This window comes from Chryseobacterium sp. LAM-KRS1 (assembly GCF_013184525.1).
Lineage (GTDB): Bacteria > Bacteroidota > Bacteroidia > Flavobacteriales > Weeksellaceae > Chryseobacterium > Chryseobacterium proteolyticum.
Genome location: NZ_JAAOIZ010000017.1, coordinates 1 through 1,088, shown reverse-complemented (window position 1 = coordinate 1,088; position 1,088 = coordinate 1). Strand labels below are relative to the sequence as shown.

Below are 1,088 nucleotides of genomic sequence, written 5' to 3'. Positions count from 1 at the left end.
TCTAATGACTTGGTTTGTATTGAGTTGCCACGTAATGAAAAGATGATTGTTTCGATTCTTGGAATTCTAAAATCAGAAGGAGCGTATGTTCCGATTGATGTGAATTACCCTCAGGAAAGAAAAGATTTTATTGTGAAAGATACACAGTCTAAATTGTGTATAGATGAGTCTTTCTGGAAAGAGTTTGATTCATTGAAAGAAAATTATTCAATAGAAAATCTTTCTACAGAGATTCATCCTTCAGATCTGGCTTATGTTATTTATACGTCGGGTACAACAGGAAACCCTAAAGGAGTTTGTATCAGCCATTCTAGTTTGATGAACTATGTTTCCTGGAGTAATGGATATTATTTTAATGGTGGAGACCGAGGCAACTGGGGATTATTCACTTCAATATCCTTTGATCTTTCAGTTACTGCACTATTCTGTTCTCTGACGAGAGGAAGCTCTTTATGGTTGGGAGAGAATGAAGTAGACATTTTAGCTGTTCTTATGAATGCGTTTGAAAATCCAGATATAGATATTTTAAAATTAACGCCTTCTCATATTTCATTATTAAAGAATGTAGAAATCAATAATACGGGTATCCGAAAAATTATTTTAGGAGGAGAAAAGCTTTATAATGAGCATATTCAGATTATTCACGCTATCAATAAAGATATTGAGATCTATGATGAGTACGGCCCAACAGAGGCAACCGTAGGCTGTATTGCCCAGAAAGTTGAGCTATCTGTTAACACGATCGGAGGTCCAATTTCAAATACACAGATTTATATATTGGATGAATATGGACATTTGTTACCAGTTGGAGTTCATGGAGAATTGTATATAGCAGGAGCAGGTTTAGCAAGAGGTTATTTAAATCGTGAAGATCTGACAGAAGAGAAGTTTATAGACAATCCGTTTGTTGAAGGTACAAAAATGTACCGTACCGGAGATTTGGGAAGATGGTTGCCAGATGGTACAATAGAGTATCTGGGAAGGATTGATGATCAGGTAAAGATCCGTGGGCATAGAATAGAGCTTGGAGAGATTGATCATCAGGTGCTTTCTTATAGCCCAACAATTAAATCTGTTGTGACTGAAGT

1 protein-coding gene is annotated in these 1,088 nt (G+C 36.0%); it reads left to right on the top strand.

The window, feature by feature from the left end; all coding sequences use genetic code 11:
• Positions 1-42: 42 nt before the first annotated feature.
• On the top strand, positions 43-1,088 hold a 1,046-nt coding region (locus G9C87_RS20685; RefSeq protein WP_262888854.1), incomplete at its 3' end, for an amino acid adenylation domain-containing protein.